Raw genomic sequence first — 20,278 nt, 5'->3', positions numbered from 1 at the left:
GCGATGACGCAGTGGCTCGAGCGGCAGGCCGCCGTCAGGGAACGCCGGGGCCAGGTCCGCCGCCCGCTCCCCCGCGCCGCGCACGAACAGTTCATCGACCTGGCCAGCAACGACTACCTCGGCCTTTCAACCGACCCGCGGGTTGCCGGGGCAGCCGCGGAGGCCGCGTCTCGGTGGGGTGCTAGCGCCACGTCCTCCCGCCTGGTGGCCGGAACCACGCAGCTGCATCTGGAGCTCGAGCAGGAACTGGCCCTGCTGGCCGGGATGGAATCCGCGCTGGTCTTTTCCTCCGGCTATCTGGCCAACATCGGGGTGATCACGGCGCTGGGCGGCCCCGGGACCCTGATCGTCGCGGACGAGCACTGCCACGCCTCGATGATCGATGGTTTCCGGCTCAGCCGGTCCCGCACCGAGTCGTTCGCCCACAACAGCGTTGAGGAAGCCGACCGCCTCCTTGCCGGCCGGAAAGAGCCGCGGGCGGTGATCGCCGTCGAATCCGTCTTCAGCGTCCTCGGTGACGAGGCGCCGCTGGCTGACCTGCTGGCCCTGGCCGAGCAATACGACGCCGTGCTGCTCATCGACGAGGCGCACAGCCTCGGCGTCACCGGCTCCGGCAGGTTCCAGGGCCGCGGCTCGGTGTCCGGGACCGCCCTCGCCGGGCACGCAAACGTCATCGTGACGGCCACGCTGTCGAAAGCCCTGGGCAGCCAGGGAGGAGCAGTCCTGGGATCTGCGCTGATGCGGGAACACCTCCTCAACCGGGCCCGCAGCTTCATCTTCGATACCGGGCTGGCACCGGCGTCCGCCGCCGCGGCCCTCGCCGCGGTGCGGATCATCCGGGACGAACCGTGGCGCTCAGCATCCGTGCACGGCAACGCGGCAGCCCTTGCCGCCGGACTTGCCCCGGCCCTTGCCAACCGCGGCGCTGTGGGCCGAAACGGCACTGCCCCCGACCGGACCGCAGGCGCCGTCCAGTCCATCCCCATGCCGTCCGCGGAATCGGCCCTGGCCGCCGCGGAATCCGCCCGCCGCGCCGGCGTCCGGGTCGGCTGCTTCCGCCCGCCGTCCGTTCCGGACGGGATCTCGCGGCTGCGGCTCACCGCCCGCGCCACTCTCACGCCCGAAGACATCGAAGACAGCTGCGCAGTGCTGCGCGGCATTTTGGAGGAACTTCCATGAGCCTGTCCCCCGTCATCCTGGTCACCGGAACGGACACCGGCGTCGGCAAAACCATCACGACGGCGGCCCTCGCCGCCGTCCTGCACGGAATGGGACGGAGCGTCGCGGTTTACAAGCCGTGCCAGTCGGGTGCCGCCGACGGCGATTCCGACGCGTCCGAAATCGTGCGTCTCACCGGCGTGAGCGCTGAAGCCGGCGTCGTGCTGCAGGAGCCTCTGGCGCCAGTGGCGGCTGCCGCCATCGACGGGACGCCGCTGCCCGCTCTGGCTTCGCACGCAGAGCGGATCCGCGAACTCGCCGAGGCCCACGACCACGTTTTGGTGGAGGGCGCCGGGGGTCTGCTCGTGGAACTGGATTCGGACGGCGGCACCCTGGCTGACCTGGGCTCGCTGCTGGCAGCTGCGTTCGTGCTCGTCGCCCGGCCAGGCCTCGGGACGCTGAACCACACGGCCCTGACCCTCGAAGCGCTGTCCAGCCGGGGGCTCGACGTCCTCGGCGTCGTGCTCGGCAGCTGGCCCGTCAGCCCCGACGCGGTGCACCACAGCAACCGGCAGGTGCTCGGGACACTGCGGGTCCCCCTCCTGGGAGCCCTTCCCGAGCAGGCCTCGGAACTCTCCCCGGCCGATTTTCGGGCCGGCGCGGCCGCATGGCTGCACGGGGTGCCCGCATGATGAAGGCAGCCAGTACGGCTCTGGCGCCGGCCCCGGCGGAAACTCCCGATGGTGGCAGGTGCCCGTACCTCGTGGTGCGGGACCCGGAAGAGGTCCGCGACGTCCTGCACCGCCCCGCCGATTTTAGTCCCGCGAATGCCCTGGTTGCGGTGACCCCACTGGAGGGTCCGGCCCTGCGCGCTCTGCAACGGGTGGGCTTTGCGTTGCCTCCGGTCCTCGCCAGCAACGACACCGGGTCGCACGGCGGAATCCGCAAGGTGGTGGCTGGCTTTTTCACGCCGGCCACCGTAGCCGCCATGGAACCGCGCATCCGCGAACTGGCAAGGCAGGCGGCGGGCAACGCCGTGGACCAGCTTGCCCGGACCGGCCACACGGACCTCGTGGAAAGGGTGGCAGCGTTTCCTCCGGCGGTCGTGATGCTCGAACTCCTCGGGCTGCCTGTGCGGGATCTTGCGGACCTCAAGCGCTGGGGGCTGGACTCCATGGAATTGTTCTGGGGCTGGCCTGACGGGGACCGGCAGCTCGAGCTGGCCCGCAGCGCCGCCGAGTTCTACGTCTGGCTGCGCCGGCTCGTGGCCGAATCCGTGGCGGCTCCCGGACGCAACCTGTTCAAGTCGCTGGCCGGGCATGGCCTCGCCAGGACAGAAATGTGCTCGCTCGGCTACTTCCTGCTGATCGCCGGCCAGGAAACCACGACGCAGCTGATCAGCACCACGCTGTTCCGGCTGCTGGAGGGTGCCGCTCCCGTGGACTGGAGGGACGCGGCCTCGGAAGCCGGCGCCAGTTCCGCAGTGAGACATGTGCTCGCCACCGAGTCGTCAGTCCCCACCTGGCGGCGCGTGGCCGCACACGACACCGGCCTCGGTGGCACCCGGATTCCCGCCGGGACCGAGATCCTCCTTGAACTGTCCGGCAACCGGTTCACCGGAGGGAGTACGCCTGCGGACCCGTCGCCGCATGCCGAGGCCGGGCGCGGACCGTCAACCGGCCTCATCTTCGGTTCGGGGATCCACCGCTGCCTCGGGGCCAAGCTGGCCGAACTGGAAGCCAGCGTTATCGTCCGGGAAGCCGCGGCGGCGCTGCCGGGGATCCGGCTGCGGGACCACGAACCGGAATGGATCCGGCACCTCTCCTTCCAGGCGCCCCGGACCGTCAGCGTGACGAACCCGCCGGGCCGGACCGGCCTGCAAGCGAACAATGGCCCTGGATAGAAGGCATGGCTAGGAGGACACTGGCTAGAAGGACGGCACGGTGAACCCCAGGCCCAGCAAACCCCTGCCCGCCTGCTCGAGGATCGGATCCAGGTTCAGGGTCGGGTGGTTGAGGAGAACATTCACGTCGCGCTGGATCCGCTGCAGCGGATGTGAAAGCCGGTGGGCACTGCCGCCCGAGCGCGAGACGGTGAGCCGCACTGCTTCCTCCGCTGCCTCCCCGCTGAGGGCCAGGGAGAGCCGGTATCTAGCTCGCTCGCCTTCAGTCAGGACCGACGGCTTGCGCTCAAGTGACGACGAAACGATGCTGAGAGCTTCCTGCCAGTGCAGGCGCGCCGTGGCAACCAACCCGTAGGCTTGCGAGAAGCGGGCCTGCGCCAGCGGCGAATCCGCCTGCCGGCTGTCTACCGTGTTCTTCACCCGGCGCACCAGCATCCTTTCCCGGAAGACCTCGACGGCGTACTCGGCGGCACCCAGTGCGGCGGCGGGTGCCACCAGGTTAAGCAGCGTTGACATGGGCGTGTGGATCATCGGATCCGGGTGGATTCGGCTGCCGGGATTGTCCGCTGCACTCAGCAGCGCCCAGTCCATGGCCCGGTGCTCCGGAACAAACAGGTCCTCGGCCCGCAGGTCGTTGCTGCCGGTCCCCCGCAGCCCGGCCGTGTGCCACGCATCCAGCAGTTCCAGCTCGGCCACGGGGACCAGGAACTGCAGGCGGACGCCGTCGGACTGCACCGCCAGCAGTGCCCATTCCGAATGCATGACCCCTGTCGCGAAGCTCCAGTGGCCGGAGATCGAGAACCCTCCCGGCACCTTCGTCGCCGTGCCCACGGGAGCACCCGTGGCCGCAGCCAGCGGAGCAGGCCCGCCGGCGAACACTTCGTCCTGGACCCGCCGGGGCCAGCGCGCCAGCATCCACACATGCTCGATCAGGTGTCCGGCGGTCCAGGCCGTCGACGCACAACCCCGGGCAAGCCGCCGGATGACCTCCCCGTAGGTTTTCACGCCCATGCCGTATCCGCCCAGCTCCAGCGGAGCCAGGATCCGGAACACGCCAGCCTCCTTCAGTTCGGCCATGGTGGATTCAGGGAGGCGGCGCAGCCGCTCTGTTTCCTCCGCCCGATCCCGCAGCCGGGGAACCAGTTCGTCGATGCGGTCGAGCATCTCCTCGTGGCTGGGGACGGTGCCGCCCGGCACGGGCGGTACATGTCCGACGTCGGCCCTGGACAGTTCCAGCGTATGCGCGGTGCGGTCCCGCTTCGCCGCCAGGTAACTGTGGTTGGCCGGCGAGAGGTACACACCAGTGGGAACCTGTTCGGCGACGTCGATGCCCAGGGCCGTCAGCTGAGCGGCCTTGTCCGGGTTGTTGCTCAGAAGGCGGATGCTCGCGGCGCCGAGGGCGCCGAGCATCTGTGCGGCCGCAGTGTAGTTGCGCTCGTCCTCGCCGTGGCCAAGGGCCAGGTTGGCGTCATAGGTATCAAGGCCGGTGTCCTGCAGGGCGTAGGCGTCGAGCTTGGAGTAGAGGCCGATGCCGCGGCCCTCCTGGCGGAGGTACAGCAGGAATCCGCCTGCTGCGGCGATCTCTTCGACAGCCTCGCGGAGCTGCGGTCCGCAGTCACAGCGCTGGCTGCCGAACACGTCGCCGGTCATGCATTCGCTGTGCAGCCTGACCAGCGGCACGTCGTGAGCGAGGAGCGTCTGCTCCCACTGGCCCAGGGCGAGCAGCAGGTGCTCCTTACCGTCTGCGAGGCCACGAAACGTCAGCACCTCGGCCGTCGTGCTGAAACCGTCGGGAAAGCGCAGCGGCACAGTCACCTGGCTCCGCACGGTGGCAAGGGGCAGGGACGCATCCAGCACAGCGGATTCAACACAAGCGGTCATCAGGGGTCCTCGACATTCCAGGAGATTACTTGAAGCTTAAACTAACCATAGCGTCGATTAGTTCAAGCTTCAAGCACTACATCGTGCATGAGGTTGCCGGGACCTACACCGGAATCTCTCCCTTGAGGCACGTGATGAAGTCCTCCACAGCGGGGGAACGGCCGAGGGACCGCGCAACGTAGAGCTCCGTCTGCGGCCTCCCCGCAAAACGGCGGGTGGTGACCCCGGGCATCTGGAACCGCTGCACCGATTCCGGCAGTACGGATACGCCCAGGCCCGCCGCGACCAGGCCGAGGACCGTTTCCTGGTGGATGGCCTGCTGGACCAAGACGGGCGGGGTGGGGAGGGGCTCGAAGAGCCGGAGGACCCTCGCCACGAAACCGGGCATCAGCCGGAACAGGATCATTGGCTCCCCTTCAAGATCCTCGGGGCGAACCTCTTCCGCCGCCGCCAGACGGTGCGCATCCGGAAGGACCACCACCAGGTCTTCGGCGCTCAGCAGTTCGAGGTTCAGGCCCGGCACGTCGCCAGGGTCCCGGATCAGTCCCAGGTCCAGGTTTCCGTCCAACAACTGCTCAATCTGCTCGCCGCTGGTGAGGGGCTGCAGCACAAGGTCAATGCGCGGGCGCTGCTGGCGGAAAGCCCTGAGGGCCTCCGGCACGGTGGTATAGCTCGCGGAGCTGACGAACCCCACCCTGATCTTGCCGCTCTTGCCTGCGGCGACGTCGGCAACGTCTCCGGCGGCATCATCAAGGTCCGCCACGGCGGCCTGGATCCGGTCCCTGAACGCCTGGCCAGCCGCCGTCAGCGTCACACGGCGCGTGGTGCGGTCGAAGAGCTGGACACCAAGCTCACGCTCGAGTCCCTTGACGGCCACGGTTAGCGGCGGCTGGGTGATGTGCAGGCGTTCGGCGGCGCGGCCGAAGTGCAGCTCGTCTGCGACGACGAGGAAGTACCTTAGCTGGCGGAGTTCCAGGGCGATTCTTTCGGCAGACGCTAATAATTACAAGGTAAATGATATTGGGCCGGCTGCACTACCGGGTGAGTTACTGGATATGAACAGAGGCGCTGCCCCGACGCCCATTCCCCGTCAGAGGAGCCATCCATGGAATCGACCTAATACGCCGTCGTCGGCGCTGGGCTGTCCGGAGCTGCCACCGCCTGGCATCTCGCCGCCCGCGGGCACGACGTTGCCCTGCTGGAGCGGTCAACCCCCGCGAATGATGCGGGCAGCTCGCACGGCTCCGCCCGCATCTTCCGCTACGCCTACCCCGAGGAGTTCTACACCGGCCTCGTCCAGGAGGCCAAGGCCGGCTGGGACGAACTGGCGCGCTTCAGCGGCAAGGAACTCATTACCCCCACCGGAGCGGTGGACTACGGCGCGATCCGTCAACCGGAGCGCCTGGCCGCCGTACTGGAAGCACGCGGCATTGACCACGAACTTCTGAGCCCGGAAGAAGCCAACCGCCGGTGGCCCCAAATCGCCTTCGACACCCAGGTCCTGTGGCACCCGGACGCCGGTGTCATCGACGCACACGAATCCGTCGCCTCCATGGTGGACCAGGCCGTGGCGCACGGCGCGGAACTCCACAACAACTGGGCCGTTGCCTCGATCTCCGGGTCCAACGGGAACTACACCCTGACGTCCGAAGACGGGCGCACGTTGCAGGCCGCCAACGTGATTGTTGCCGCCGGCGGCTGGCTCCCCCAGCTGCTGGGATCGCTGTCGCTGCCGTCGTCCTTCCTGGCCAGCATGCCTTCGATCGAGGTGCGGCAGGAACAGGCCTACCATTTCCCCTACGCCGACGGCACCGACCATGTCGCTTCACCGTGGCCCACATTCATTCACAAGCGAGCAGGCTGGCAGGCGTATGGCCTGCCGGGCGGACGCGACGCCGGATTCCGCGGGCAGAAGGTTGCCGAGTACAACGGCGGGAAGATCCTGCCGTCGGCCGCCGAACAGGACGGACAGATCAACCCGGACAACCGCCGTCGGGTCATTGAGTACGTGGAACAGTACCTGCCGGGGCTGGTACAGGAACCCTACGCAGAGACCACCTGCCTCTTTACCAACACCCCCACGGAGGATTTCATCCTCGACCGGGCCGACGGCATCACCATCCTCTCCCCCTGCTCGGGCCACGGCGCGAAGTTTGCCCCGCTCATCGGGCAGCTCGCGGCGGACCTGGCAACCGGCGCAGGGCCCGTCCCGGACCAGTTCCGGCTCGCAGCCCAGGCTCAGGCAACAGCGGGGGCGCACAAATGACCCCCGGCACCACTCCCCTGCCCTCGGTGTCGGCAGCAACGGTGACCGGGCTGCTCTCCGAGATTGCAGCCACCGGCACGGATGCGCTCCGCGGCGGCTACACGCGGCCGGTGTACTCCACCGCCGAACTGGATCTTCGCAGCTGGTTCATCGAACAGGCCACCAAGCGCGGCCTTTCAGTGGAGACGGACCGCAACGGGGCCATCTGGGCCTGGTGGGATGTGCCCGGCGGGGACCGCAGCAACAGCCTTGTCACCGGAAGCCACCTCGACTCGGTGCCGGGCGGAGGCGCGTTCGACGGCCCGCTCGGCGTCGCGTCAGCCCTGGTGGCAGTGGATATCCTCAAGGCACGCATGGCCAACCCCACCCGGCCACTCGCCGTCGTGGTGTTCCCGGAGGAGGAAGGATCCAGGTTCGGCGTCGCCTGCCTGGGCTCGCGGCTGATGACCGGCGCCATCGATCCGGACAAGGCCCGCAACCTGCGGGACCCTGACGGCTCAACCTTCGCCGACGTCGCCCGGGCCAATGGCCTGGACCCCCGCTTCGTGGGCCGCGACGAGAAACTGCTGGGCCAGATCGGTGCGTTCGTCGAACTGCACGTCGAACAGGGCCGCGGCCTGATCGACCTGGACCAGCCCATCGCCATCGCCTCCTCCATCCTGGGACACGGACGCTGGCGGCTGAGCGTCCACGGCCAGGGCAACCACGCCGGAACCACGCTGATGGCGGACCGGCATGACCCCATGGTCTCGGCCTCGAGGATGGTGGTTGCCATCCGCGACATCGCCCGGAACCAGGCGCACGCCCGAGCGACAGTGGGACGGCTCCAGCCGGTGCCCGGCGGGACCAACGTCATCGCCTCGCGCGTTGATTTCTGGCTGGACGTCCGGCACCCCGACGACGCCGTGACGGCGGCCGTGGTGGAAAGCATCCATGCGCAGGCCCAGGTCATTGCCGCCGAGGAAGGCTGCCGGGTCGAACTCCGCGAAGAGTCGCTGAGCCCCACCGTGCATTTCGATTCCGGTCTACAGAAAGAGCTGCAGCTGGCGCTGCCGCATGCCCCCATCCTGGACACCGGGCCGGACACGACGCCGGCGTCCTGGCGCCCTTTGTGCCGACGGCCATGGTCTTTGTCCGGAACCCGAGCGGTGTATCGCATTCACCGGAGGAACACGTCGTGGACGAGGACGCCGAGACCGGCGCTCAAACCCTTGCCGACGCCCTGCAGGGGCTCATGGCGTGATGTCATCGAAAGCTTTGGCCGTGGGATATGTCAGCACGCCCAGCTCATCCGTGGCTGATTTACCTGTTCCCGCCGCCCGTCGGGCCGTCAATCACGGTGGGGACGTACTCGAGCAGCTGGAGCCGGCCGTCGAAGGTCCTGCTGTTCACCATCTCGAGCGAAACGTCCGGATACCCATCGTAAATCCGCTCCCGGCCGGTGCGGCCCGTAATGACCGGGAAAACGACCAGCCTGAACCGGTCCACGAGGCCGGCCGTCAGCAGTGACCGGCAGAGGCTTAGGCTCCCGAGGGTACTGAAGGTGCTGGTTCCCGTCCGTTTCATTTCCCGCACGGCCTCGACGGCGTTGCCGGTCACCAGCTCCGAGTTCGGCCAGGTCAGGGGTGCCTGCAGGGTCGAGGAGAAGACCACCTTGGGAACTGCGTCAAGGCCGGTCAGGGCGGCTCCCTCATCCTCGGAGAATCCGGAGCGGTCGGCCGAGGCCTCCTCCGACATGCTGGACATCACCCGGTAGGTGTTCGCCCCCAGGAGGAAGGTGTATTTCTTCTTTCCCTCCTCCTCGAGCCACGCCAGATATTCCGGCCCCTCCAGACCCCACCAGCCCGGCCATCCCTCGGCAGAGGCATACCCGTCCAGGGAGATGATCAGGTCCACCATCAATTCGGCTGGTGGCGTTTCTGCACTTGTTCCGCCCATAACCGTCTCCTCCGCCTGACCGATGGCAAGAGCCGCTGGGTCGCTGCGCCGTCGATGCCCGTGCCGGCAATGCTATCCACGGAGCGATCAGCCGTTCAAGGGCCTGGCATCTGGTAACTGCCGCCGGAAGGTGCCACTGTGAAGCAGTGGAGCGGAGCGCCGGGAATCAACCAAGCCGGCACGCAAGCAACGGAGGATGTCATGAATCTCGACGATCTGGTCTTCCACCCCTGGACTGTCCAGGGGCCGCGCGAGGTGCCGACGCTGGTCGGTGGCTCCGGGAGCCACGTCGTCGACGTCGACGGGCGGCGCTACCTGGACTTCAGTTCGCAGCTGGTGTTCACCAACCTCGGTCACCAGCATCCGCGCATCGTTGCCGCGATTAAGGAGCAAGCTGACCGCCTGTGCACCCTCGCACCCGGCCACGCCTCAGATGTCCGCGGCGAAGCGGCCCGGCTGATCATTGAAGTCGCACCGGAGCACCTCGGGCACGTCCTGTTCACCACGGGTGGGACCGAGGCCATCGAGCACGCGGTGCGGATGGCGCGCCTTTTCACGGGACGGCCCAAGGTGCTCGCCGCCTACCGGTCGTATCATGGCTCGACCACGACGTCGATCCATCTGACGGGCGACCCGCGCCGCTGGGCCTCGGACACGGGCGCCGCGGGTGCTGTCCACTTCTTTGGTCCTTTCCTGTACCGATCAGCCTTCGGATCAGGGACGCCGGAGGAAGAGTCCGAGCGGGCCCTGGCCCATCTCGAGCAGGTGATCCTCCTGGAGGGTCCGTCGACGATCGCCGGCCTGGTCCTGGAATCAGTCGTGGGCAGTTCGGGAGTCATCGTGCCGCCACCCGGTTACCTGCGCGGCGTCCGCGAGCTATGCGACCGCCACGGCATCGTCTACATCGCCGACGAGGTGATGGTCGGTTTCTGCCGCACGGGAGCGTGGTTCGGTGTGGACCACGCTGGTGTGGCACCGGATCTGATGGCATTCGCGAAGGGCGTTAACTCCGGGTACGTTCCGCTGGGCGGCGTGCTGGTCGGCGATAAAATCTACGAGGCGTTCACCAAGCGCCCCTATCCGGCGGGCATGACCTACAGCGGCCACCCCCTTGCCTGCGCAGCAGCCGTCGGCGCCATCAATGCGATGCACGAGGAAGGGACCGCGGCGGCAGCTGCCCGCCTGGGCGAAGATGTCCTTGGGCCGGGACTCAGGGAGCTTGCCGGGAGGCACCCCTCTGTGGGGGACGTGCGCGGCATTGGCGGCCTCTGGAGCCTGGAGCTGGTCCGCGACCGACAGACCAAACAGCCGCTCGTCCCCGCAGGAGGCACAGCCACTGAGATCGCGCCCATTATCGCCGTCGCCAGGGCGTGCGTGGACCGGGGGCTTTTGCCGCTGGTCCAGGGCAACCGTGTCAATGTCGCCCCACCCCTCAACGTGACCGACGCCGACGCGGCGACGGGCGTGGCAATCCTGGACGAGGCACTGTCTGTGGCAGACGCATACCTGAGCTAGGCCTGCAGGCGGTAGGTCACGTGCGTGACCAGGCTCGCCGCCCGCGACTTCACCTGCTCGAGCTTCAGCGGCGGGACGCCCTCGAACAGCCGGGTGCCGGCGCCGAACGTGAGCGGGGCGATGTGCACGCGCAACTCGTCGATCAGGCCGGCGGCGAGGAACTGGTTGATGGTGGTGGCCCCGCCCCCGATCGCCACATCGCCGTCGCCGGCCGCCGCGTGTGCCTGGGCCAACGCCGACTCGATGCCGTCCGTGACGAAGTGGAACGTGGTGCCGCCGTCCATCGGCTGCGGTTCGCGCGGGTGGTGCGTGAGCACGAAGACCGGGGCATGGAAGGGCGGATTGTCGCCCCACCACCCGTTCCACTGCCGGTCCCACTCACCACGCACCGGGCCGAACATGTTGCGGCCCATGATGAAGGCCTTGGCGGCAACGATCTGGTCGATCTCCGCCTGGTTTTCGTCGGGAGTTTCGAACATCCAGGCGTGCAGCCCGTTGCCGAAGCCGTCGCCGCCGTCATCGCCGAACGGGCGCTGCTCCGTCTGGTTGAGACCGGCCGAGTATCCGTCTGCCGTGACCGTGATGTCGCAGACCACCCGGCCCATGCCTTCAGTCATTGCCCTACCCTCCTCATGGCGACCGCCGTCGCCTCGCGGTGAGCTTGCTTGCATGCATCAGAATAGACAGCCACGGCACAGCGTCCAATGGCCCTGTGCATGAGAAGACCCTCACAGGCTTCTCATGGCAGTCTCAGGTCCCCCAGTCACCATGAGAGGTATCGAAGGCGATGAAGTCATCTGGGCCTTCTTCCGGCCCGGGCATCGGAACAGTCGGGACAAAAAATGCTGAAAGCACTAGAGAGAACCCATCAACAGGCCGAGCCGGTCGCATCATCCTTCCTTTTCGATGAGGTTGCGGCGCTGCTCTGCTACGACCCCAGCGTGCGATCCGGCGAACAGGCCGCATCGTGGGCCATGAGTGCCGCCGCCGGGCGGGTCTGGTCAATACTCGGGGACCGGAAGCTGTTCGACAGAACCGAAGCCGACAGGCTCCGTGCAGAAATAGCATGGCTTGCCGAAGCCCTTGGGCCCCTCAGCGAGTCCGTACATGTCCGCGAACAGACCCCGCGGAACCTCCAAAACCGCGGTGAAGCGCGCGAATCGGCTTATGAAGCGGCTTATGACACGGCGCTCGCAGCCCTCGAATCCGACAGGTACTTCCGGCTGGTCGCAGACCTCCAGCAGTTCTGTTCCGCTCCCCCGCTACGGCAGACTCGGCGCTGGCACCTGTACATGGGATGACCTCAAGTCCGGCAAGCCACCTGATGCCGCAGACAAGGACGTATGATTTCCTTCCGGTGGGTTTCTCCTTCCCGGAACGGCCCGGAGCAGGGCCGGCCCGAGGGAAGGAAACAGTGATGAGCAAATGACCGCCACGCATCCGCCGAGCAAAATGACGGGCCGAGGCGATGTCCTGCTCCGCATCGGCCGCTGGCTCGGTGACGAGTCCGGGGACCGCACCCGGCCGGTCATCCTGGCTGTTGTACTTGTTCTGGCGGCACTTGGCCTGATCGAGGTCGCTTCGGCGTCCTCGGTGGAGGCGGTGGCAGCCGGAAAGAACCCGTACGACCTCCCCCTCAAGCAGGCCATGTGGACGGCCGCGGGGGTGGCCCTCATGCTGGGCCTGGCCCGGCCCCGGACCCGGCGCATCCGCTGGCTTGCCTGGCCGCTTCTGGGGGCCGCCGTCGTGTCCCTCGGCCTGGTGTTCACACCCCTGGGCATGACGGTGAACGGCAACCGGAACTGGCTGGCCTTTGGTGGGTTCACCGTCCAGCCTTCCGAGTTCGCCAAGCTCGCCCTCATTGTTTGGGCGGCGGCGGTCCTGACCCGCAAGCAGGCTCTCCTTCACGAGTGGAGGCACGCCGTCGTCCCGTTGCTCGTGCCGGCCGGCGTGATCGTCATCGGGTTTGTCGTGCTCGGCCATGACCTGGGCACGGCCATGATCATCATGATGATCCTCGCCGCCACGATGTTTTACGGCGGGGTGCGGATGAAGGTCTTCGGTGTCGCCGGAATTCTGGGCGCGATGGTGGCCCTCGTCCTGGCTGCCACCAGCGGGAACCGCGTCGGGCGAATTTCCTCCTGGCTCGGCGCGGGTTCCGCGGACGATTCCCAGGGGGTCGGCTACCAGGCGCTGCACGGCCAGTACGCCCTGGCCTCGGGCGGCTGGTTCGGCGTGGGCCTGGGGCAGAGCCGGCAGAAATGGAACTGGATCCCCGAAGCCCACAACGATTTCATCTTCACCATCCTCGGCGAGGAACTCGGCCTGGCCGGAACTCTTCTGGTTCTCGTGCTGTTTACGGTCCTGGGCATCGCTGTATTCAAGGTGATTGCCCGTACCCAGGACACGTTCGCCCGCATCGTCTCCTCCAGCGTCATCACCTGGATCATCGGCCAGGCCGTTGTGAACATCGCCATGGTCACGGGCTTGCTCCCGGTCATCGGCGTGCCCTTGCCGTTTATCTCCTACGGCGGCTCAGCGATGGTTTCCTCCCTGGCCGGCATCGGCATGATCCTGGCAGTCACCCGCCCTCAGCCTGTTCAAGCCTTTGGGCCGAAGAAGCCGCGGCAGCCAGTACACCGGAGTGCAGTGCGGTCCTAATCCCGTGAGGATGCCGCATTGGCCTTCGCGGCCGCGCCGGGGGTCATGCTCTTGGCGTCCACGGCAGGCATCGTGACAACGGCAGCAACGGTGAGTACGGCACAGACCAGTACAGCCAGGAATACGGCGCTCGACGCCGACACGATTGTCTGCGGATCGCTAACGCCGCCGGGGGCACTGGCGTAGATCGCGTTGGCCACTGCCCCGAAAACGGCGACGCCGATCGAACTGCCGATGGAACGCGCAAAAAGATTGGTGCCGGTGACCACACCGCGCTCGTTCCACTCGACGCTTGACTGGGCGGCAATGAGGCTCGGGGTCGCTACCAGCCCCAGTCCAAGTCCGACGACGAAGCAACCTGCCGCTGCCACCAGAATGTTGGGTGCGGCGGCAGTCAGAGCCAGGACGGCTGTTCCGATGACCGTGACCGTAACGCCGATCAGGGCGGTCCTCCGGAACCCGATCCGCAGGTAGAACCGGCCCGCCTGGGACGCGCTGATCGGCCAGCCGATGGTCAATGCCGCCAAGGCGAGTCCCGCGAAAATCGGGGAGGTCGAGAGGGCTCCTTCGAGGAACGTGGGAACGTAGGAGGTGAGGCCAAGCATGACTGCACCGACGCCGAACGAGATCAGCGCCGTCGTCGCCAACAGCCGGCGGGACACGACCCACGGCGGGAGAACCGGCTCCGCTGCCCGCCTCTCAACGAGGAGGAACGCGGCGAATAGAAGAGCCCCGACGGCGAAGACGGCGATGCTGATGGAAGAGTTCCAGGCCCACGCCTGGCCACCCTCGAGGGCCCCAAGGATGAGCAGACTGAGCGAAATTGTCAGCAGTGCCGCCCCCAAGTAGTCCACCCGGTGCTTCGCACGCTCGACATTCTCGTGGAAGGTCCGCACCAGCATCCACCCTGCCAGGAGGCAAAGGGGAATGTTCACCAGGAAGATCCCGCGCCAGATGCCTAGTGAGGCGAAGACTCCCCCGAGCGTAGGGCCAACGACGGAGGACACCGCCCAGACGCTGGCCAGGTAGCCCTGCACCTTTGCCCGCTCGGTCAGCGTGTAGATATCACCGGCGATGGTGATCGCCACCGGCTGGACTGCTCCAGCGCCCAGGCCCTGCAGCACACGGAACGCGATGAGGGCCGGCATGCTCCAGGCCACTCCGCAGAGGATCGAACCGAGCAGGAAAAGACCGATGCCGCTGAGGATGATCGGCTTGCGGCCGACGACGTCGGAGAGTTTCGCGTAGACCGGCACCGACACAGCCTGCGCCAACAGATAGGCCGAGAAAAGCCACGGAAAGGACGTGAAGCCGCCGACGTCAGCCACGATCGACGGCACGGCCGTTGCAACGATCGTCGAATCGATCGCCACCAGGCCCGTGGAGAGCATCAGGGCGATGAGGATCGGTCCCCGCCGGGAACGGAAGCCCACTCCCTCGGCAGTCGTCGTCGTCGTCATTCAGTCTCTTTCCCGTTGTCATCAAGGCGAGGTGCTTCCGCGCGGCGGTGTCACGGCCCAAGACGCATAACTGTGCCGAGCGCCGAATTAGTCCCGGTAGGGGCCTTTAGGGAAACTTGGACAAAACCTGTTCAAATCTGGCCCCTTGCCTGATCGGTTCTTGAGCCCAGCCCGGCATTGTCGTATATGGCAAAGCCAATGCACGGGGCGAACGAAGGGCAGGGCCATGAACGCCAAGACAGTACTCACCAGTCAGCACACCGACAGCCACTGGACGGCCGATGAGGTCAGGGAAAAGCTTGGGCGGGAGCTGGAATCTGATCCGGCCCTGGCCGAATTCCTTGCCGCCGCCCCCAACATGGCACGCGCCCTTAAAGCCGTGCTGAACCTGGACCTTGGCGAACTGGCCGAGCGGCTGGTCCGGGCGGAGATTAGCGCCATTCTGCACTAGCGGTGCCCTGTTGCAGCGTTGCTTGGCAGGGTATGTTGCACGAATGGACGATACATATCAGGTGATCGTGGTCGGCGGCGGGTTTGCCGGGATGACAGCAGCTGAGCAGCTTGGGCGCAAGGGCATCCGGGTCCTCCTCATTGACGCGAACAACTACCACCAGTTCCAGCCCCTCCTCTACCAGGTGGCTGCTTCGCAGATCGGCGTGTCCGCTGTGGCCCGGCCGTTGCGGTCCGTGTTCCGCAGCACCGAAAGTGTCCGCGTGCTCACTGCGGAGGTGACGGCGATTGACCCGGCCACCCGTGCCGTCACCACTGTGGACGGATCCCGCTATCAGGCGAAGATCCTGGTTATCGCCGCAGGCGCAGTACCGAACTTCTTCGACACTCCCGGCGCCGAAGAACATGCCTATCCGCTGTACTCAGTGGCCGACGCCACACGCCTGAGCACTGCCCTCACTTCAGCCCTGGACCAGGCGGACCGTGCGAAGGCCGGCAGCGCAGAGGTGGTGGTGGTCGGCGGCGGCCCCACCGGTGTGGAGACAGCCGGCGCCCTCGCCGAGAACATCAAGTACCTGGTGCCCAAGTATTTTTCGCCCGGGCTCGCAGCCCGGTGCCGTGTCCATCTTGTGGATATGCTTCCAAACGTGCTCATGCCCTTCTCTGCCAAGTCGCAGGCGTACACACGGGACAGGCTGATAAAACTTGGCGTTCAGCTGCACATGGGCCAGGGCGTTACCGAGGTCCGGGCGGACGGCGTGACGCTGGCGGACGGGACCACCATTCCCGCGCAAATCGTCGTGTGGGCCGGCGGCCTGAAGGCCGGAAAAATCATCGCCGAATCCGGCCTGCCGCAGGGGAAAGGCGGACGCGTCGACGTTCTGCCGGACCTGACGGCGCCCGGCACCGAAGGCGTCTACGTGCTGGGTGACTCCGCCAACATCACCGATGCCACCGGCGCCAAGCTGCCCCAGCTCGGCTCTGTCGCTGAACAGTCCGGAAAATGGGCCGCCCGCAACATCCAGGCTGACCTTACCGGCGGCACCCGGCAGCCTTTCGCCTATTGGGACAAGGGTTATATGGCCATGGTCGGCCGTGGCGCAGCAGTGGCCGAACTGGGCCGCAAGCGCATCCAGCTCCAGGGACCCCTGGCGTTTCTCTCCTGGCTCGGGGTTCACCTCGCCTTGCTCCCCGGCACCCAGCAGAAGGTCCGCGCACTCTCCTCCTGGCTTACGGGGTACGTCACTCACAGCCCGTCACACGTCGTTGTCGGAAGGCCCGACTAGGAGCGTGCTCCATCCTCCGTGCCCGGCGATGCCGAGTCGGCTTTAAAGGACCCCGGATGTGGATACGAGCTGCGCACGGCCCTCTTCGAGCCGGTATGCGACGCCGATCACCGCGGTGGAGTAATTGTCCACGGCGTCGTAAATCATCCGCGAACTGTCCAGCAGCCGGCGCACGGTCTGCTTCGCGTGTTCGACGACGATCTCATTGACGTCCGTTTTGTCCTCACGCAAGGAGCTCAGCACTGACGGTGTGATCCTCTCGACCAGGTCGCGGATGTGGCCTGAGGGCAGCTCCCCAGTATCCACAGCCTCTTTGGCCGCCGTAACGGCGCCGCAGTTGTCGTGTCCGAGGACGACAATCAGCGGGACGTGGAGCACCGAGACGGCGTATTCGAGTGAGCCGAGAACGGCGTCGTCGATCACGTGGCCCGCTGTTCGGACAACGAAGACGTCGCCAAGTCCGACGTCGAAAATGATCTCCGCGGCCAAACGGGAGTCCGCGCAGCCAAAGATCACCGCGAACGGGCTTTGGGCGTGCACCAGCTCGCTGCGCCGCGAGGCATTCTGGTTCGGGTGCATCGAATCTCCCGAGATGAAACGCTCATTACCTTCAAGGAGGCGCTGCCAGGCATCGTACGGGCTGACTCTTTTGCTCACCCTGCTTACTTTACGAGGCGTCCCGCCTAGGCAAAGGCGTGGCCGCCCGGCCACAAACAAAAAGAGGCCTTGAGGCGCATCTGTGGCGTCCCCTGCTTGAGGCATCCCGGCCAGGTCGCGATAAAATGGCTGGATCATGATCGGTGCCAAGCTCCGTCTTCTGGCCTGGTTCGTCAGCCTGGCCACCCTCATCTCGGCCTGCTCGCCCGTCATCAGACCCGATGCGGCCGCCACCGATCGACCGGTCCAGACCTCCTCAGCCCCGCCGGCCGCACGCGACGACATCCCCGCTCCGCACCGGACCCTGTCCCCCAGCCCAACCCTGTCCCCCACCCCGACACCGGTTCCGACGCCGACCCCGACGCCCAAGGCGTTCGCCCTCAACCTCTATCAGGAGGGGGACTTCGTTCCGCAGTACACCTTTGAATGGTGTGTGGCGGCGAGCATCCAGATCATGCACAACCTCATCGAGGACAAGGCGGCCGGCACGTGGGCCGATCGGGTTCAGCAGGGCGAGCTGTGGGAGATGGCCCGCGCACGGTCGTCCAACTCGTTCAACGGTGCCAACCCCTTGGGTTGGGCGAAGGTGCTGAATGAGGCCGGGATGGGGCCGTACACCGTTGTCAGCATCGCCAACTACGAGGAGGCGCTGCAGACCGCGGCGCGTGCCATCACCGACACGGGGCGGCCGGTCGGGCTGGTCATGTGGCGCGGTCGTCACGTCTGGGTGATGAGCGGCTTCAAGTCACTCGGCGATCCAGACCAGTTCCCGGAGTTCACGGTCACCGGCATTCGGGTCCAGGATCCGCTCTACCCGTACGGCGACGTTCGGTGGGGACCGTCCCCCGCGCCCAACGCCCTGCTCACCGCCAAGCAGCTGGCCACGCAGTTCGTCGTCCGCGAGCCGCGGCGCTGGAGCAGCAATCTGCCGACCGGCTACATGCTGGTGCTTCCGCGTGCCAAGGCCTGATCTGACCTTCGGCCAGTCACGCGTCCGTGCGCTTCCCTTTCGGGCATTCCCTTCCGCTCTGATTGCGGGTGCGAGCATCGCCGGGCCGGCGCTGGCCTACTGGCTCGAGCGCTACGGCTGGCGCACGACGATCGTGGAGCGGGCACCCTCCCTGGGCACCGGCGGGCAGAACGTTGACCTCAAAAGGAGCGGGGCTGCAGGTCGTCGAACGTATGGGGCTTGAGGAACAGGTCCGCGCGGCGTACACCGGCGAGTTGGGACTGGAATTCGCTGGCTCCAGGCGCGGGGTCAGACGCTGGCGCGATTTCCGGTCGGGGATCCCAGCGGCATGAGCCTGACCTCCGAGGTGGAGATCCTGCGGGGCGACCTCGCCGAGCTACTTGTCTCGGCCAGCTCCGCGAGTACCGAGTACCGCTTCGGCAACTGGATCACGTCGGTGCAGCAGGAGGACGACGCCGCTCTCGTTACCTTCGAGCAGGGTGGCGCCGAACGGTTCGCCCTCGTCGTCGCCGCCGACCGTATCAGTTCTGACACCCGCCGGCTGGTCTTCGACGATGCGCCGGTCGTTAAGTCCCTGGGTGTGGAGGCGACGTGGGCGACGATCGCGCGGACCGGCTGGGACACGGACTGGTGGCGGTGGTTCAACACCCGAGGTGGCACGATCTCCCTGCGGCCGGATCGGCATGGCACCATGCGCGTGCTGGTCACCCGCACCCTCACCCGGGGAGAGAAACGCGACGTCAGACGACGGACTCCGTACGAGCAGCGCGCACTGCTGCGCCAGGCCTTATCTGCGCCGGCTGGGAGACAGCCCTGCGCGACGGATTGTCCGGTTATGAGCGGATCATGCGGCCGTGGGTCAACCAGGCCCAGAAACTGCCTCCCAGGGTGCCGCGGATCGCGAACCCCACGTCCCGGGCCGGCGTCGCCCTGCTTCAGGCTGCCGTGCGCGTAGCCGGCACCCGGGCCGTACGTAGGACCGCCGCCCGATTAAGCCGGGGCCGCACGCCGACCGCGGCGTTCGCTCTCCCCGCGTACGCCCACCTCGAACGCCCGTGACCTGCCGACGCGGCGCCATCTCCTGCCGATTTTCGACGGCGGGCAGCAGCGAAGTTTTTTCTCTTCCTGGGACACCTTCCAGTGCCATAGTCTGGGCACGCCGGCCCGCAGCCGAAGGTGAAGAAAGCGGCACAGCAGGACACGAGGCGCTTGGAAGGGACCAACCATGCTGATCTGCGCAACCTGTGCCGTCGAACGCGACGAACCTACCCCGGAAGTCTGCCCCATCTTCAACGACGAGCGGCAGTATGTGCCCGAGGACGGACAAAAGTGGCTCACCCTGGAAGGTCTGGCGCAGGAGGGCCAAGAGACATTGTTCAAGGAGAACGAGCCGAGACTTGTCGGGATCCAGACGCAGCCGAAAGTCGGGATCGGCCAGACCACCCAGCTTGTGGCAACACCCGAGGGTTCCCTGCTGTGGGATCCGGTCGGATATGTCGATGACAACGCTGTGAAGGCAGTGCTCGACCGCGGCCCGGTCCTGGCGATTGCCGCCAGCCATCCACACATGTTTGGCGTGCAGGTCGAATGGTCGCACCGGCTCGGTGGCGTCCCCGTACTTGTGGCGTACCCAGACAGACAATGGGTGGGGCGCAATGATCCGAACATCGAATACTGGTCCGGCAGTCAGACTATCGCCGAAGGGTTGACGCTGCACCAGACCGGGGGGCACTTCCCGGGTAGCGCGGTGGTCCACTGGGCTGCCGGAGCGGCTGGCAGAGGAGCTCTACTGAGCGGTGACAGCGTGTACCCGAATCCGGACCGTCGCTCCATCTCGTTCATGCGCAGCTACCCGAACCATCTGCCGCTCTCCGGTGCGGTGGCGTTGCGAATCGCCGAGCAGTTGGGCGGGTACAAATTCGACCGGATCTATGGCAACTTCAACAATGCCATCGCGTCCGGAGCCAAGGCCATTCTGCACAGTTCCGCCCAACGGCACGCTGCTTGGGCGCGAGGAGACTTCGACCATTTGACCTGACCCCTCCGTTTCGTCCGTTAGCGTCTGCTTGAGATCGATTAGAGGCTCTCCCAGCGACGATTACTCTGGGAAGCCTTCGGCGCCGGGCGTCCGTG

18 protein-coding genes and 2 pseudogenes are annotated in these 20,278 nt (G+C 66.7%); 14 read left to right on the top strand and 6 right to left on the bottom strand.

The features are described from left to right. Nucleotides 1–3 precede the first annotated feature (3 nt). From ACHMXB_RS05745 to ACHMXB_RS05735, 3 genes are read left to right on the top strand one after another with little or no spacing between them, the layout of a single operon-like run. A complete protein-coding gene (locus ACHMXB_RS05745) occupies nt 4–1,179 on the top strand; it encodes an 8-amino-7-oxononanoate synthase (RefSeq protein WP_395405145.1) in 1,176 nt (391 codons plus the stop codon). Next, the gene (gene bioD / locus ACHMXB_RS05740; RefSeq protein WP_395403542.1) at nt 1,176–1,850 is read left to right on the top strand and encodes a dethiobiotin synthase; all 675 of its coding nucleotides are present in this window, start codon (nt 1,176–1,178) and stop codon (nt 1,848–1,850) included. The genes ACHMXB_RS05745 and bioD overlap by 4 nt, the downstream gene beginning before the upstream one ends. Beyond that, on the top strand, nt 1,847–3,061 hold the full coding sequence (locus ACHMXB_RS05735) for a cytochrome P450 (protein WP_395403540.1): 1,215 nt from the start codon (nt 1,847–1,849) through the stop codon (nt 3,059–3,061). Before bioD ends, ACHMXB_RS05735 begins: the two co-directional genes overlap by 4 nt. A 24-nt stretch (nt 3,062–3,085) precedes the next feature. Here ACHMXB_RS05735 and ribA read toward each other — a convergent pair whose 3' ends face one another. Further along, entirely contained in the window at nt 3,086–4,942 is a 1,857-nt protein-coding gene (ribA, locus tag ACHMXB_RS05730; protein WP_395403538.1) for a GTP cyclohydrolase II RibA, read from the bottom strand. Between the two features lie 103 nt (nt 4,943–5,045). Continuing rightward, nucleotides 5,046–5,918: a LysR substrate-binding domain-containing protein gene (locus ACHMXB_RS05725; RefSeq protein WP_395405143.1), complete on the bottom strand. Its 873-nt coding sequence runs from the start codon at nt 5,916–5,918 to the stop codon at nt 5,046–5,048. Between the two features lie 159 nt (nt 5,919–6,077). Between ACHMXB_RS05725 and ACHMXB_RS05720 the strand changes: the two are divergent. Both ACHMXB_RS05720 and ACHMXB_RS05715 read left to right on the top strand, forming a co-directional pair. Further along, nucleotides 6,078–7,208 (top strand): annotated as a pseudogene (locus ACHMXB_RS05720) (FAD-dependent oxidoreductase); the annotation flags it as partial. Beyond that, nucleotides 7,205–8,451 (top strand): annotated as a pseudogene (locus ACHMXB_RS05715) (allantoate amidohydrolase). The pseudogenes ACHMXB_RS05720 and ACHMXB_RS05715, both read left to right, overlap by 4 nt. A 59-nt stretch (nt 8,452–8,510) precedes the next feature. Here ACHMXB_RS05715 and ACHMXB_RS05710 read toward each other — a convergent pair. Further along, nucleotides 8,511–9,146, bottom strand: coding sequence for a dihydrofolate reductase family protein (locus tag ACHMXB_RS05710; RefSeq protein ID WP_395403536.1), 636 nt, complete (start codon nt 9,144–9,146; stop codon nt 8,511–8,513). Nucleotides 9,147–9,347: 201 nt separating this feature from the next. Between ACHMXB_RS05710 and ACHMXB_RS05705 the strand changes: the two genes are divergently transcribed. Further along, nucleotides 9,348–10,661 (top strand): aspartate aminotransferase family protein, encoded by a 1,314-nt coding sequence (locus tag ACHMXB_RS05705; protein WP_395403534.1) that lies wholly within the window; start codon nt 9,348–9,350, stop codon nt 10,659–10,661. Here the strand turns inward: ACHMXB_RS05705 and ACHMXB_RS05700 are convergent. Then, entirely contained in the window at nt 10,658–11,278 is a 621-nt protein-coding gene (locus tag ACHMXB_RS05700) for a dihydrofolate reductase family protein (RefSeq protein ID WP_395403532.1), read from the bottom strand. The two genes, ACHMXB_RS05705 and ACHMXB_RS05700, sit on opposite strands and share 4 nt — an antisense overlap. Before the next feature lie 225 nt (nt 11,279–11,503). On the opposite strand from ACHMXB_RS05700, the gene ACHMXB_RS05695 reads away from it, so the two are divergent. Together ACHMXB_RS05695 and ftsW are read left to right on the top strand one after the other, a co-directional pair. Next, nucleotides 11,504–11,962 carry a CHAD domain-containing protein gene (locus ACHMXB_RS05695; protein WP_395403530.1) on the top strand — a complete coding sequence of 153 codons (459 nt, stop codon included), beginning with the start codon at nt 11,504–11,506 and terminating at the stop codon, nt 11,960–11,962. A 124-nt stretch (nt 11,963–12,086) separates the two neighbouring features. Beyond that, nucleotides 12,087–13,322, top strand: coding sequence for a putative lipid II flippase FtsW (ftsW, locus tag ACHMXB_RS05690; RefSeq protein ID WP_395403528.1), 1,236 nt, complete (start codon nt 12,087–12,089; stop codon nt 13,320–13,322). Here the strand turns inward: ftsW and ACHMXB_RS05685 are convergent. Next, the gene (locus ACHMXB_RS05685) at nt 13,319–14,782 is read right to left on the bottom strand and encodes an MFS transporter (RefSeq protein ID WP_395403526.1); all 1,464 of its coding nucleotides are present in this window, start codon (nt 14,780–14,782) and stop codon (nt 13,319–13,321) included. The genes ftsW and ACHMXB_RS05685 overlap by 4 nt on opposite strands. Before the next feature lie 226 nt (nt 14,783–15,008). On the opposite strand from ACHMXB_RS05685, the gene ACHMXB_RS05680 reads away from it, so the two are divergent. Together ACHMXB_RS05680 and ACHMXB_RS05675 are read left to right on the top strand one after the other, a co-directional pair. After that, nucleotides 15,009–15,233: a hypothetical protein gene (locus ACHMXB_RS05680; RefSeq protein WP_395403524.1), complete on the top strand. Its 225-nt coding sequence runs from the start codon at nt 15,009–15,011 to the stop codon at nt 15,231–15,233. 43 nt (nt 15,234–15,276) lie between these two features. Continuing rightward, nucleotides 15,277–16,518 carry an NAD(P)/FAD-dependent oxidoreductase gene (locus ACHMXB_RS05675; RefSeq protein WP_395403522.1) on the top strand — a complete coding sequence of 414 codons (1,242 nt, stop codon included), beginning with the start codon at nt 15,277–15,279 and terminating at the stop codon, nt 16,516–16,518. A 42-nt stretch (nt 16,519–16,560) separates the two neighbouring features. On the opposite strand, the gene ACHMXB_RS05670 is transcribed toward ACHMXB_RS05675, so the two are convergent. Continuing rightward, nucleotides 16,561–17,175, bottom strand: coding sequence for a carbonic anhydrase (locus ACHMXB_RS05670; protein ID WP_395403520.1), 615 nt, complete (start codon nt 17,173–17,175; stop codon nt 16,561–16,563). Nucleotides 17,176–17,311: 136 nt separating this feature from the next. On the opposite strand from ACHMXB_RS05670, the gene ACHMXB_RS05665 reads away from it, so the two are divergent. From ACHMXB_RS05665 to ACHMXB_RS05650, 4 genes are all read left to right on the top strand, one after another. After that, the gene (locus tag ACHMXB_RS05665; RefSeq protein ID WP_395403518.1) at nt 17,312–18,145 is read left to right on the top strand and encodes a hypothetical protein; all 834 of its coding nucleotides are present in this window, start codon (nt 17,312–17,314) and stop codon (nt 18,143–18,145) included. Beyond that, a complete protein-coding gene (locus tag ACHMXB_RS05660; RefSeq protein ID WP_395403516.1) occupies nt 18,132–18,368 on the top strand; it encodes a hypothetical protein in 237 nt (78 codons plus the stop codon). The genes ACHMXB_RS05665 and ACHMXB_RS05660 overlap by 14 nt, the downstream gene beginning before the upstream one ends. A 105-nt stretch (nt 18,369–18,473) precedes the next feature. Next, entirely contained in the window at nt 18,474–19,100 is a 627-nt protein-coding gene (locus ACHMXB_RS05655) for a hypothetical protein (protein ID WP_395403514.1), read from the top strand. Between the two features lie 270 nt (nt 19,101–19,370). Then, nucleotides 19,371–20,183: a hydrolase gene (locus ACHMXB_RS05650; protein WP_395403512.1), complete on the top strand. Its 813-nt coding sequence runs from the start codon at nt 19,371–19,373 to the stop codon at nt 20,181–20,183. The last annotated feature ends 95 nt before the right edge of the window (nt 20,184–20,278 follow it).

The organism is Arthrobacter sp. UC242_113, from assembly GCF_044054585.1.
Lineage (GTDB): Bacteria > Actinomycetota > Actinomycetes > Actinomycetales > Micrococcaceae > Arthrobacter.
Note: the sequence above shows the minus strand (reverse complement) of the source record. Positions and strands in the feature narration are given on the sequence as shown.